15 protein-coding genes are annotated in these 12,448 nt (G+C 55.2%); 3 read left to right on the forward strand and 12 right to left on the reverse strand.

What is annotated here, in order from left to right; all coding sequences use genetic code 11:
- Window positions 1-4: 4 nt before the first annotated feature.
- The gene (locus B5495_RS03545; RefSeq protein WP_079551388.1) at window positions 5-445 is read left to right on the forward strand and encodes a PACE efflux transporter; all 441 of its coding nucleotides are present in this window, start codon (window positions 5-7) and stop codon (window positions 443-445) included.
- Here B5495_RS03545 and B5495_RS03550 read toward each other — a convergent pair.
- From B5495_RS03550 to B5495_RS03585, 8 genes are all read right to left on the reverse strand, one after another.
- The gene (locus B5495_RS03550; RefSeq protein WP_079551390.1) at window positions 386-922 is read right to left on the reverse strand and encodes an IS1595 family transposase; all 537 of its coding nucleotides are present in this window, start codon (window positions 920-922) and stop codon (window positions 386-388) included. The two genes, B5495_RS03545 and B5495_RS03550, sit on opposite strands and share 60 nt — an antisense overlap.
- Window positions 906-1,553: a DDE-type integrase/transposase/recombinase gene (locus B5495_RS03555; protein WP_172824517.1), complete on the reverse strand. Its 648-nt coding sequence runs from the start codon at window positions 1,551-1,553 to the stop codon at window positions 906-908. The genes B5495_RS03550 and B5495_RS03555 overlap by 17 nt, the downstream gene beginning before the upstream one ends.
- Window positions 1,554-1,605: 52 nt before the next feature.
- Window positions 1,606-3,027, reverse strand: a complete 1,422-nt coding sequence (gene ltrA, locus B5495_RS03560) for a group II intron reverse transcriptase/maturase (RefSeq protein WP_231897217.1) — start codon at window positions 3,025-3,027, stop codon at window positions 1,606-1,608.
- Between the two features lie 383 nt (window positions 3,028-3,410).
- Complete coding sequence (locus B5495_RS03565; protein ID WP_079551393.1) at window positions 3,411-3,854, reverse strand: helix-turn-helix domain-containing protein; 444 nt, start codon at window positions 3,852-3,854, stop codon at window positions 3,411-3,413.
- A 5-nt stretch (window positions 3,855-3,859) separates the two neighbouring features.
- On the reverse strand, window positions 3,860-4,366 hold the full coding sequence (locus B5495_RS03570) for a hypothetical protein (RefSeq protein WP_154045197.1): 507 nt from the start codon (window positions 4,364-4,366) through the stop codon (window positions 3,860-3,862).
- Between the two features lie 8 nt (window positions 4,367-4,374).
- On the reverse strand, window positions 4,375-4,512 hold the full coding sequence (locus B5495_RS14995) for an NAD-dependent epimerase/dehydratase family protein (RefSeq protein WP_197685637.1): 138 nt from the start codon (window positions 4,510-4,512) through the stop codon (window positions 4,375-4,377).
- Window positions 4,509-5,738 carry an ISL3 family transposase gene (locus tag B5495_RS03575; protein WP_079551397.1) on the reverse strand — a complete coding sequence of 410 codons (1,230 nt, stop codon included), beginning with the start codon at window positions 5,736-5,738 and terminating at the stop codon, window positions 4,509-4,511. The genes B5495_RS14995 and B5495_RS03575 overlap by 4 nt, the downstream gene beginning before the upstream one ends.
- A 542-nt stretch (window positions 5,739-6,280) precedes the next feature.
- Window positions 6,281-6,766, reverse strand: coding sequence for a hypothetical protein (locus tag B5495_RS03585; protein ID WP_079551399.1), 486 nt, complete (start codon window positions 6,764-6,766; stop codon window positions 6,281-6,283).
- A gap of 215 nt (window positions 6,767-6,981) precedes the next feature.
- Between B5495_RS03585 and B5495_RS03590 the strand changes: the two genes are divergently transcribed.
- Window positions 6,982-7,733, forward strand: a protein-coding gene (locus B5495_RS03590) for an IS5 family transposase (protein WP_231897218.1) whose coding sequence is annotated in 2 segments (ribosomal slippage) — window positions 6,982-7,288 and window positions 7,288-7,733 — 753 coding nt in all. Because the reading frame shifts where the segments join, the coding sequence is not laid out codon by codon here.
- Here B5495_RS03590 and B5495_RS03595 read toward each other — a convergent pair.
- Entirely contained in the window at window positions 7,730-8,206 is a 477-nt protein-coding gene (locus tag B5495_RS03595; protein WP_231897264.1) for a sensor histidine kinase, read from the reverse strand. The two genes, B5495_RS03590 and B5495_RS03595, sit on opposite strands and share 4 nt — an antisense overlap.
- A 73-nt stretch (window positions 8,207-8,279) precedes the next feature.
- On the opposite strand from B5495_RS03595, the gene B5495_RS03600 reads away from it, so the two are divergent.
- Window positions 8,280-9,442 (forward strand): IS3 family transposase gene (locus tag B5495_RS03600; protein ID WP_422822019.1). Its coding sequence is split into 2 segments (ribosomal slippage): window positions 8,280-8,556 and window positions 8,556-9,442, totalling 1,164 coding nucleotides; the frame shifts between segments, so codons are not numbered across the junction.
- A 27-nt stretch (window positions 9,443-9,469) separates the two neighbouring features.
- Here B5495_RS03600 and B5495_RS03605 read toward each other — a convergent pair.
- From B5495_RS03605 to B5495_RS03615, 3 genes are all read right to left on the reverse strand, one after another.
- Window positions 9,470-10,384 carry a histidine kinase dimerization/phospho-acceptor domain-containing protein gene (locus B5495_RS03605; RefSeq protein WP_079551402.1) on the reverse strand — a complete coding sequence of 305 codons (915 nt, stop codon included), beginning with the start codon at window positions 10,382-10,384 and terminating at the stop codon, window positions 9,470-9,472.
- Window positions 10,377-11,627, reverse strand: coding sequence for an IS256 family transposase (locus B5495_RS03610; protein ID WP_079551404.1), 1,251 nt, complete (start codon window positions 11,625-11,627; stop codon window positions 10,377-10,379). The genes B5495_RS03605 and B5495_RS03610 overlap by 8 nt, the downstream gene beginning before the upstream one ends.
- A 108-nt stretch (window positions 11,628-11,735) precedes the next feature.
- On the reverse strand, window positions 11,736-12,401 hold the full coding sequence (locus B5495_RS03615; protein ID WP_079551405.1) for a response regulator: 666 nt from the start codon (window positions 12,399-12,401) through the stop codon (window positions 11,736-11,738).
- Window positions 12,402-12,448 lie beyond the last annotated feature (47 nt).

A 12,448-nucleotide genomic window follows, 5' to 3' on the forward strand; every position in this document is an offset into this window, starting at 1 on the left:
CATCATGAGAACCACCGGCGACAGAATCCGGCAAGCGGTTTCGTTTGAAGTTCTAGGCCTGCTGATTTCGGTTCCCCTTGCAGCTTTTGTCTTCGGCTACTCTCTTGAAAAAACCGGCGTGCTCGGGCTTATTGGCGTGACTCTCGCAACCACGTGGAACTACATCTTTAACTTGGGCTTTGATCACACGCTAAAACGACTAACCGGCTCAACCCGTAAATCCCTAAAAGTGCGCTTTCTGCACGCGTTCAGTTTTGAGCTGGGGCTGTTAGTGGCTTTTCTTCCAATTATTGCTTGGTGGATGGACATAAGCTTGCTGGATGCACTCTTATTGGATGTGTCGTTTGCAATGTTTTATTTGGTGTACGCCTTTGTATTCACTTGGCTATGTTGGCATCACCTGCTGGTTTACACCTATCGCAGCACGGAGCCACGCCTCCTCTGAAGCCGGCGCATTTTCGAACAACCGGCGCCATGCCAGATCGCTCGGCAAATACGCTGTCCCCACGCCATGAAAGCGAGCGATCCAGCCCTTCAGTCGGCTGATATAACTGTTGACGTTTTGAATGTGGTATTCCCTGCCGATCACTCGTTGATTGTCGAGTGCGATCAGTCGATGGTGGGCAATGCCATGGTCGCTGGAGAAGGTTTTATACCAGCTGTGGCCGTCTGAACATAAAATAGAATCACGATTGATAATCGGCGTCAGAAAAGCATGGATCGTTGATTTGTTCAGTGCCGGATCCACCAGCTCGCTGACATGACCGTTGCGGTCTCGCACAATAACCACCGGAATTTTATCCGCTTTTTTCTTCTTATTACTTTCTCCGCCACGTTTTCTGGGGCTGCGATGCGTCAGGTTACGCTTGCGGTAGTTTTCAACCCAGTTGTCCAAATAGCCACGTTTAAGCGGCCAGTTTATTGAGCTCTATTTCCTGCGGCTTGCCAGGATTGAGCGATACCGATCCGGTGGCTTCCCAGCGTCGGACGTTGCCAGACCAGCGCCCGGGATTCAGGCGCTTGGCACGTTCATATACGGCTTTTCGTTGGGCCAAGCACTGGGTATCCACGCCTCGATGCCGGTCGGCGGGCGTAACGAAGTTGATGCCGCTGTGAAGGTGCTGTTTGTTATAGGCATGCTCGAACGTCAGCATCCATTGACGCACGGCGACCAGCGTTGAAAAGCCCTTTGTTGGCCATGCCGGGCAGTATTTGACGGTGCGGAACAGCGCCTCTGAATAAGGATTATCGTTGCTCACCCGGGGGCGGCTGTGGGACATCAGCATACCCAACTCCGCCAGCCTTGCGCGCAGGGTGTACGAGGTCATCGGTGCACCGTTATCCGAGTGCAAAATCGGTGGCGTGTGCCAGCAGCGTTCACGCAATAGAGCGCGCTCCACCAGCTGTTTCGCCAAGTCGCCGGACTCGTTGTCATACACGTCCCAGGCAATGATCTTGCGACTGTAGACGTCCATGATCAGGTACAGGTACCAGTGCTCGCCACGGACCGCAGAGGGGCAATAGCTGAGGTGAGTAGACCAAGGGAGTCGCACCCTCAGTCTCTCGCAGAACGGTGCGTGAACCTCTCGGCTCACACCGCTCCCATCAAGCAAACGCACCCGACATCCCTTGCGACCAGTGTGCGAACAGTTTTGGTCTCGCTTGTGCCAGTCGCTCCAGTGTGGCCACCGCTTTCTTCTTCCGTCCTCGAAGATGCTTGTACTTCCGCATAGCCCACCTGACCAGTCGCTTATTTACATAACGCGATACACGGTACATTAATGACCGGTAATAGCGTCCATAGTAATTCCACCAACCGTGCAGGTAGGGGTTGATAAAGCTCGCAATATCCATGATGGATAGACTTGTACGCTGCCCTATCCGCCACTCGCGTACCTTTTGAATAACATCCTTGAGAGAAGATCGACTGATGCCCGGGGAAAATCCCATAAAGAGATTCCCTGACCGGCTTTTCACGATGCGCTTCTCGAACGTATAACCAAGGAAGTCAAAAGACGTATGCATATGGCGTTGAGTTCTACGGTGATCCTGGCAGTAAACAATCTTGGTTTTCTCTGGGTGCAGCTCCAGCCCACAAGCCTTGAACCGTTCACGCAGTCGGTCTAGCAGGAAATTCGCCTGCTTTTGTGTGCTGCAGTGAAGCAGTCCATCGTCAGCATACCGACACCATTCAATGGTCGGAAAATGCTGACTCATCCAGTAATCAAAGGCGTAGTGCAGAAAAAGGTTTGCCAGAACGGGGCTGATCACCCCGCCTTGTGGCGTTCCCTTATCACGCGTCGCCATTTGACCACCAGCGTGGATCATTGGGGCCTTCAACCATCGTCGGATATAAAGCCTGACCCATGGGTTTGTGGTGTGTCGATCGACCGCTTTCATCAGCAGACGATGCGGAATGTTGTCGAACAGACCACGAATATCAAACTCCAGCACCCATGAGTATCGCCAGCATCGTTTCCGAGTGACTCCAATCGCTTGTATCGCCGATTTCCCCGGGCGATACCCGTACGAGTCTGGCAGAAAATGTGGCTCTACTTGGGGTTCAAACTGAAGTTTGACGGCCATCTGGGCAATCCTGTCTGACACAGTCGGAATGCCCAGTATTCGTTCGCCTCCTGATTTCTTGGGAATGGAGACGGCTCGAACAGGAGGTGGCATATAGCTACCCGACGACATTCGGTTCCAGATCTTGTAAAGATTGTTGCTGCGATCACGATCAAAATCCTTCAGAGATTGCCGATCGACACCGGCAGCCCCCGCATTGGCTTTGACCCGCTTGTACGCTTCAACGATTAGCCATTTATCAATGTCGTATGGTTTTGCCTGATGCCGACCCTCCTCCTGCTTTCGCAGTTGAGATCGGCTTTCAGGCGGCTTGATGCTGCCCCTTCGCTCCACCTCCATTACAGAGGCTTCATCACTACTACGAGCAGCTCCGTCCCAGTATCGTGCCTCGGTACTCTCGGCCTTATGGTGGTCGCCATTTGTGCCTTCTCCCTTGAACATCACGATGACTGGTTCCCGCAGTTCCCAGCAAGAGCCTGATATTGAGTCGCGCCCACTTTATGCCGGACACCACTTGCGCAGCATTCGGAATACGCCCACAAGCTTATCCCGAGGATGGGACACGCCCTCGGTTTTGATGTCACATATGGTTTTCGACACGTCTTCATGGGTTCGCTTTCGCTCGCCTCTCAATATCACACCTGACTGCATCAACTGTGCAGCCTTTTAACCCAACGCTCACCACAAACACTCTTAATGCATGCAGCTTGGGCTGGTTTGAAGCCTGCTTCCGACAGCCGACTTCGGTGGGCCCTACCACCATCTCTTGCTGAGCTTATGGCTCAGTCGAATATCTGCCTCCTTGCAGCCATTCTCCATTGCCTCTACGGCACACTGTCCCAACTCCACACCTGGTTCGGGCCCGAGGCGGTAAAGCTGGTCGGCTCAACGAGCTTTCGGGCCGGCTTCATGCGGCCTCGGTGGTTTAGCTGTTGGTGCTTTTTCAGCACCCGATAAAACGACGATTCCGAGGCCAAATAACGGCCTTGGTCTGCCAGTCGCGGGACTATTTGCGACGGTGGCAAGCTTTGGTATTCCGTTTGGCAGCAAGTGGTTAGAATCGCCTCTTCTTCCGCTTGCGTCAGCTGATGGGCCTGCACAACCCGCACGGCCTGTGAGCGCTGATCCGTGGTCACATCGCCATTGGCCTGCCGCCAGCGTTTTAACGTGCGCTGGCTTAGCCCCATCAGTTCTGCCGCCTTGTAGCGAGCGGCGCCACCGGCTACCGCTTCATCAACGTCTTTTAGCAGCCTTGTACGTTCGCTCAACGGCGTCAGTTGTCCTCGTTGTCCGGGTCTTCGCCGTACAAGGCTTCGAGCTTTTTTGACAGCACCAGTAACGAGGTCGTCTCCGCCAAGGCCCGGTCTTTACGGCGAACCTCCGATGTCAGCTTCTTGATCGTCTGGCGGTCTTCTTTACGCTGTTTTTGGGCCACTTTTTCCTGACTTTCGTGCTTGTCGGCGCCTTGGAGACAGGCGTCTTTCCAGCGCTGCACCTGCTCAGGATATACGCCCTTTTCACGGCAGTAGACGCCCAGCTCGGTCTCCGATAAAGGGGCCGTTTCAATCACCACGGCCAGCTTGGCATCAGCAGACCATTCGTCTCCGGTATTACGCTTGCCTGGCACAGGCACTCCTTGTTGTCGGCATGTTTTCAGCCAACCATACAGGGTTGCATTCGCTATGCCTTCCTCGGCGGCGACCGACGCCACACTGCGGTTTTCTGGCGGTAATAGCTTCTTCAACACCGCGGCCTTACGTTCCTCGGAATAACGTGGCATGAACCATCCTATGCCGCCCATTCTGATGTGAATTCAGGCGAAATCGCCAACCGGACAACTAGGCTGACAGAGGGGGCTGCCTCCAGCAGCGCCACGATGGCGTGCGAGCCGATGTATCCGGCCCCTCCGGTTACCAATATCTTCATTTAGTTCCTTGCAGCTGTTGTTGATCGCTCAGGTCATCGCCCCGGTACACGTCCAAGTAGCGTTGTGCAGTGGCCTCCAGAGAAAAGCGCTCCACCACCCGCTGACGGGCCGCTCGGCCCAGGTTCTCACGTTCGTCATCCGACAGACGCAGGGCGCGCCCCATCGCCTCTGCCAGCGCCTTGGCATTCCGCGGCGGCACCAGGAAGCCCGCATCTTCGACCACCTCCCGCACGCCCCCGCAGTCGGTGGCCACCACCGGGCGCTCGCAGGCCATGGCTTCCGCCACCACCAGCCCGAAGCCTTCCCAGGCGGAGGAGAGCACGAAAACATCACTGGCGGCCATCAGTTCCTGCAGCGCGGCGATTTGGTTAGCCGTCAGGTTGCCGGATTCTGCATTGCGCAGGACGGCCCAGCGTAGGTGCTTAGGGTGTTCCTGCTCGCGCCGCTCACGCTTTCTGACCTCATCAAGGGCGCGCGTGAAGATCTGCACGATATGGAACCAATCGACGGTGACCTCGGCCTTGGGCAGGTGCTCTTCCACGCCTTTGAGAAACGCCGGTGACATATCGCAGACCACCTCCTGCACGGTTTGGGGATCGCCCTGATGCGCGGCCAGGAACTCGCTGAAGGCCTCGACGGTGGCCTTGCCTCGGCCGGGTACCGCAAAGACAACCGGCTCGGTCTTGCGTTGCATATCCAGGAATACGGTGACGTAGCGATGGCCGCGTTTGGCCGCCGTTTCATCAAGCCCAACGGCCTTGACCTGAGAGAGGTCAAGTTGCTCGAGCATGCGCCCGACATAGTGATGCACAATGCGCCATAGCCGCTTGTCGGTGATCTCGATCAGCCGGGCGGCGGCGAGCACCGGCATCTCCCTGACCAGGGCCATGGCGGCCTGTTCAAACAACAGGGTGAAGTCGCTACCGGGGCGGGCCCAAGGTACCTCGATCCGCTTAATGCCGTGCGTGGGGCACTTGGTGCGTGGCACGCGGGCGTGCAAGTAGCAGTGATGTTGAAAGAAGTTCAGGTGCCGCCAGGTCTTGCTGGTGAAATCATGGGCCGGGCAAGCCTCACCACACTCTGGGCAAGAATAGAGGCTGCCACGTTCTGCCTCGACGGTGAGGTCCAAACGATGGGGTGACACGGCGGTATCCAGGTGCTGGTCCTTGAGAATCCAAGGCGCTTCAAGGCCCAAGCCGAGGGTCATAATCTGGGTGCCGTCCATGTCATACGTCCTGTCGTTGTGGGGACCATATTTTGGCCCAGTTCAGGAGGTGAATTCCACACCCAACGTCGAAGAGCCTTTAAATTGTGCTTCACTCATTGGGTTATCATTGCTCACGCGGGGCCGACTATGACTGGCGGTTATGGCCAGCTCGGAGAGCAAGTCCAGGTAACAGTGGGCGGTCATGGGAGCGAGTCCACACGCGGGCCCGCAACCTGATGCGGCTTGGACTGACTGAGCAGAGGGCTTGGGAAAGCGCAACGAATGGGCGGGGGCCGTGGTGGAACAGCGGTGCATCTCATATGAATGCAGCGTCCCCCTAAAAAGGTCTTTTATCGCCTGTCTCTGGTAAGCTTGCTGGATACGATGAACCGGCTTCAGAGCCGACCGTGAACTGCCGTGGTATGGAATCGTCGGTCCGACGCATCGGTGCCCGGTGGCGTGAGAGGACGGAGGAGGAAGCTCCCCCTCCTACTCGATTCCAGTGTTTAAATTTCGCTTATGGCTTTAAATTACTTTCACCTGCCGCAACTTGTCCGACATCAATGCTTAATCGGTTTAAAATCCGGGTCATTAAAATACGTGACGTAGTTTTCAATCGCCCCGATTACCTTTACCGCACCATCCTGCGCATTGGTTTTGCTTTCCATCGCAGTTGAGCCTTCCATCAAATCGGCAATGATCAGGTGCAGCTGGGCATCTGCCTCAGGCTCAAGCTTGCAATTCTCAACCATGTAATTGACTTCATTGGTGACTTTCTTGGCCAGTGCAGCGTACTTTTCCTCTGCTAGTTGATTGGAGTGGATAGCATCGTATTCTTTGTCCACGGCATTTCGGATATTAGTCATGGCCCGACTTAATGGTTCATCGATCGCCCACTTGCTGCCGCTATCGAGTTTAAGTTCCGCCACACCGTCGCCGTGGTCGTGGTCGGTATTTGCCGGTGCAGCTATTGCAGTAGCCCCCAGCAAGCTCAGCACCATACCAGTGATGGTTGCGAAGCTCGAAAGTCTGGATTTGATATTCATAACATTCTCCTGTGGGTAACGCCGTGTCTTCGGCTTGAAAGGAGTATCTCAGACTCACCTTAATCTAGGCTTAAGGAAACGGATTACCGCCAATATAAAATATCGACCGCCTTTAGACCGGCATCGCCCTAAAACGCACGGTTACAGCTAGGGGGCGTTAACAATTGATGATGAGCGTTGATCTGATTTAGCATGGAAGGATTTGAGGATAGACTATGGCTCGGCTACTCCTGCGTGATGATCAATGGCGTCGAATTGAGCCCCTCCTTCACGGCAAGGCCTCGGACCGCGGGGTGACAGCCAAGGACAATCGGCTATTCGTAGAAGCCATTCTCTGGATTGCCCGGACAGGCGCTCCCTGGCGCGATCTACCCGACGCCTTTGGTCGTTGGCACACGGCCTATATGCGCTATAACCGCTGGTGTAAGAAGGGGGTATGGCAGCAGATTTTCGACACGTTAGCCGATGATCCCGACCTGGAACAGCTGATGATCGATGGCAGTATTGTCAGGGTCCATCAACAGGGAGCGGCAAAAAAACCGCTCAGAACACGGAAGCCATGGGCAAGTCTCGAGGGGGCTTGAGCACCAAGATCCATGCCGCGGTCGATGCGCTGGGTAACCCAGTACGGTTGGTTCTTACACCGGGCCAGGCGTCGGAGTATGGTGCCGCTCCAGCGTTACTAGACGGTTTTTCCCCGCAAGCGGTGCTGGGCGACAAGGGATATGATTCCACTGCTTTGCGGGACATTATTCAGGCCGTGGGTGCAGAGCCGGTGATTCCTCCGAAAAAGAATCGCTTGGCGCACATCGAAGTAGACTGGCACTGCTACAAAGATCGCAATCTGGTAGAGAGGTTCTTTCAGAAAATCAAGCAGTTCAGACGATTGTCTACACGCTATGAGCGACTGGCAAGAAACTACCAGTCACTACTCTGTCTCGTGTCAGCCGTCATATGGCTGGCCTAATTGTTAACGCCCCCTAGGCCTTCCCCCGTGTCACCATCTTCAAGCGTTAGAGATGCTCCATGCAGCTCCGCTATACGCTCTGCAATCGATAGTCCCAGTCCGCTGCCTTCCTCACCACTGCCAAGCACACGATAAAAACGCGACACCGCTCCCTTTCGCTCCTCCTCGGGAATTCCTGGCCCGGTATCAACAATCTGAAGCAACACCTCACTGCCGATTCGTTTAATTCGCACATCAACCAGCCCACCGCTAGGCGTGTAACGAACCGCGTTATCAACAAGGTTTCGCACAAGAACTCCCAGCAAGGTTGCATCACCAAGGACCAGCCCTTCATCGTTTGCCTCGAAGCCTAGGTCTACGCCCTTACGTATCGCCACCGGTGCATGCAAGGCGACACGCTCGCTTACCACGGCAGAAAGTTTGATCTGTTGTTGATTAACGGGCGTTTTTTCTGGATCAATGCGCGAAAGCACAAGCAATGAAGTGGTTATAGTTTCCCGGACACACAAACGCAGGTAATCTCACCTGCCCATCGAGGTGTGTGTCATGAGCCAGAAAAAAGCCAATTCCTATACCGCTGAATTTAAAGAGGCCGCCGTCAAATTGGCGACGGAATCAAATCAACCGGTGACCCAATCTGCCAGGGAGCTGGGCGTTAACGTCAATACGCTGCATACCTGGGTCGACAAGTACTCTGGTAAACGAGAGGTCGGCAGTTCCGGCCAGGTGAATGACCCGCACCTGTATGAAGAGCTGAAACAGCTGCGGCGCGAGAATGCTCGCCTCAAGGAGGAACGCGAACTGCTAAAAAAGGCGGCGGCCTTCTTCGCCAAGGAATCTCGCTGAGGTACGCCTTCATCGAAGCACACCAGAGAGCGTTCGATACTGCCCTGATGTGCCGAGTGTTTGAGGTGTCTCGCAGTGGTTACTATGAGTGGCGCTCTCGGCCACCCTGCCAGCGAGATCAGCAAGATGAGGCGTTGAAGGCGAGGATCCGAGACCACCATACGCAGAGCCGGGCAACCTACGGCACGCGGCGTATCCAGCAGACACTGGCCAGTGAGGGCGAGGCGATCAGCCGTCGTCGGCTTGCCAGGCTAATGAGAGAGGAAGGCTTGGTGTGTAAGACACGGCGGAAATTTAAGGCGACCACGAATTCAAAGCACGGCAAGCCGGTTGCTTCGAATCTTCTGAATCGCACCTTCTCGGCCGCGCAGCCGGATCAAGCCTATGTCGGTGACATCACCTACATTCCGACACGGGAAGGCTGGCTCTACCTGGCCGTCTTCATCGACCTCTACTCGCGAGCGGTGGTGGGCTGGTCGATGGATAGCCGCATGCCCGCCTCACTGGTACATGATGCGCTGACCATGGCCGTCCGGAAGCGGCAGCCAGAAAATGGGTTGCTGGTACATAGTGACCGAGGTAGCCAGTATGCCTCCGATAGTTTTCAGTGGTTGCTAAAGCAGCATGACTTCCGGTGCAGCATGAGCCGAAAGGGGAATTGCTGGGATAACGCACCCTCCGAGAGCTTCTTTCACACCCTGAAGACTGAGCTGGTGTACCACGAAGATTTCAGAACGCGAGAAAAGGCGAAACAAGCCATTTTCGAGTATATCGAAGTGTTTTATAACCGAGTTCGGCTGCACTCCAGCAACGGCTACATGAGTCCGATGGACTATGAGTCAGAGCGACGAACGGCCGCTTGAAAATGTGTCCGGAAAACTGTTGCCAGATCACAATTGCTCAACCAGATGAACGGCACGGTCGGTACCACTGATCACCTTTTCCAACGCCTGCTCCCGATGGCTCGAATCGCGCGCTGCATAGGCCACCTGCGCCTGTGTTTTTATGGCGGCAAGCGGTGTGCGCAGTTCGTGGGCGGCATCCGCGGTAAAGCGACGTTCGTGGTCAAGTAAAACCTGCAAGCGGACAAAAAGAGCATTTAAGGCATCTTGCAGCGGTAAAACTTCACGGGGAGTACCCGTGATATCGAGCGGTTCAAGCTTGTCCGGCTCACGCTGCTTTACTTCACCAGTAAAGCGAGAAAGCGGCGAAAGCCCTGCACCAACAGATATCCAGATCAGTATGCCCAGTGCAGGAACAGCAAAATACAAAGGATGCAGCAGATGGGTTGCTATGCTTTCGGCTAGTGCGTTGCGTAGTTCATAGCGCTCACCAACACGCACATTGCTAAGACCGGCTTTGTCCCAATGGCTATAGATACGGTATTGAGTACCATTGATGGAGGCGTTTTCAAATCCGCCATACTGTGTGCCTAAGCGTTTTTCAGGAGCCGTACTTGAATTCAAAAGTAAGGTGCCGTCATGCAGCCATACCTGCAGTATGGTGTCGGTATAGTCGGGAATCTGTTGCGAGCTGGTGCTCTCTAAACTTTTTAAATTCTCTGAGCTATCTAAACCCTTTGAACTATCTAAACCCTCTGAACTTGCAAACTGCACGGATACCCGTTCAGCCGTTTTCACCAAACGGGCATCGAGCATGGTGCCAATTTCACTACGCGCATCAAGGTAGGTGAAGAACGCCGTGGCAATCCAGGCAAACAGCACCGATACCGCAAGAATCGCAAACAAACGCCAGCGTAATGATGTTCGAGTTATTGTCAAATCTGGTGTATGGGCATCAGGCAACGTTCCCGTCTGATTGATCCTCCACTGCTTCTCCGTCCTGGAACTCGACGTTGTTAACGACCAGTTCCAGGAGCTGAAATCCCTTAATGCGTTTCCACCGTTTCTGGGCGGTTTGCATCAACTTGAATACCATCGCTAAGGTGGTGTCTCTGGACCCACAGCCCCGGCTTTTCTTCGTCCTTAGCCGCACCGTGGCAAAGGTCGACTCAATCGGGTTGGTGGTGCGCAGATGAATCCAATGCACCGCCGGAAAATCGTAAAAGGCCAGTAACTCCTCCCGATCTTTTTTAAGGCACCCCATGGCCTTCGGGTACTTGTCCTGGAAACGCTTCAGTGCGCTGTCAAACGCCGTGTGGGCGGCGTCCCGGGTCTCGGCCAGGTAGATCTCATGCAAAGCCGACTTGACCTTGGGTTGCAGGGCCTTGGGAAGCTTATCGAGCACATTGGCCGTCTTATGCACCCAGCACCGCTGGTGCCGGGTCTCTGGGTAGGCCTTGGTCAGGGCCTTCCAAAAGCCCAAGGCACCGTCGCCCACAGCCAGCTTCGGGGCGACCCCCAAATGCTGGCTCTTCAGGCTCTCAAGCAGTTCCAGCCAACTCGCCTCGGACTCCCGGTGTCCGTCCTCAACAGCGACCAGTTCCTTGTGGCCATGCTCGGTGACACCGACGATGACCAGCAAGCACAGCTTGTTGTCCATACGCACGTTGCTGTAAACGCCGTCGGCCCACCAGTAGACATAGCGCTTCTGGCTCAGATCCCGGCGCTGCCAAGCCTTGTGCTCGTCCTGCCACCGGGCCTTCAAGCGGGAGACCGTATTGGCGGATAAACCTTTGGCCTGATCGCCCACCAAGGCGCTCAGGGCTTCCTGAAAGTCTCCGGACGAGACGCCTCGCAGGTAGAGCCAGGGGATCAGCTCATCCAGACTCTTGGCCCGCTTCAGGTACGGCGGCAATAACGTGCTATTGAAACGGATGCCGGTCCCGCTGCGGTCCCGGACCTTGGGTACTTGCACTTCGACATCGCCAACACCGGTCTGGACGTGACGCTGAGGCAGGTGGCCATTGCGAACCACAGCCTGACGACCGTCCGGTGCCTTACGATCCGCATACTGCTCAAGCAGCGCTGCCAGCTCGGCATCCACAGCCTCAGCAATTAGCTTGCGGGCCCCATTACGGATCGTTTCGTGCAATAGATCCTGTTCCAACTCTGGTTGTGAAAGAGCGTGCAGGGTAGACTTTGACATGGCGTATCATTCCTCTGTTGGTTGTGATCTGGCGAGATCAACCAACAGGATACGCCACCTCTTCAGCCTGCTTCCATACACCAGAAATCACCATAGCTCATGATGTTCTCATGGCCCAGGCTTCTCAATCATGTACCCAACACCGCGGATAGTGCGGATCAGTTGCCGATCCAGTTTTCGGCGCAAATGATGCACGAAAACTTCAATCGCATTGCTCTCTACTTCCTCCCCCCAGCCGTACAGCTGCTCCTCGATTTGTGCTTTTGACATAACTCGCCCTGCGTTGAGCAACAGTGTATGAAGAATGGCGAATTCACGTGCAGAGAGATCGACAGTGCCGCCAGACAAAGACACCGAATGACTGGCTGGATCGACCCGGAGCTCCCCGTGACTGATGATCGGTTCAGCATACCCCTTGGAGCGTCGCAGCAATGCCCGGAGCCGTGCCTGCAACTCAGCGAGATCAAAAGGTTTTCCCAGATAATCATCGGCACCCGCATCCAGGCCAGCGACTCGGTCCTCCACGGCATCACGAGCGGTCAGGATCAGAATCGGTAAGATCTGCCCTCTTGCCCGGACCCGTCTCAAAAGCTCCATGCCCGACAGCCTCGGTAGGCCGAGGTCAAGCACAACAGCATCGTAGCTACCCATGGCGAGAGCAGCATCGGCTTGCTGCCCATCCAGCGCCCAGTCAACCACCAGGCCTGACTGGGCAATGCCAGCAGCAATTCCGTCACCGAGTAATTTGTCGTCTTCAACGAGGAGAATCTTCATGCGTAGCAACTGACAAGGTGAGTGTTGTTAGCCGGAGAAGGCCTGGC

It is taken from the genome of Vreelandella subglaciescola (genome assembly GCF_900142895.1).
Taxonomy (GTDB): domain Bacteria; phylum Pseudomonadota; class Gammaproteobacteria; order Pseudomonadales; family Halomonadaceae; genus Vreelandella; species Vreelandella subglaciescola.